The organism is Parendozoicomonas sp. 2304DJ65-17 (genome assembly GCF_058148445.1).
Genome location: NZ_JBYVJV010000088.1, coordinates 1 through 243 on the forward strand (window position 1 = coordinate 1; position 243 = coordinate 243).

Genomic DNA, 243 nt, shown 5'->3' on the forward strand with positions numbered 1-243 from the left:
GAAAGGGCGGATGATGGAATGTCTAACCAATGGCGCGCCTTGCTGTATTGCCGCCACAATTGTTGATGGCATGGTTCTGGGGCGTTCAGCATTGAACCACAGTACTAATTATCGTTCCGCCAGGGTGTTTGGATCCATGAAACTTGTGGATGACCCTGCAGAAAAAGAAGAAGCCCTCAGATTGTTTGTTGAACAGACTGCTCCTGGTCGCAGCGAAGAGGCTCGCCCACCATCGGTTGGGGA

Annotated in this window: 1 protein-coding gene; it reads left to right on the forward strand. The window is 51.9% G+C overall.

Features of this window, described 5'->3' with window-relative positions; genetic code table 11:
• Positions 1-243, forward strand: a 243-nt coding sequence (locus ACY2RR_RS24625) for a pyridoxamine 5'-phosphate oxidase family protein (protein WP_490110840.1), incomplete at both ends; no start/stop codon positions are given.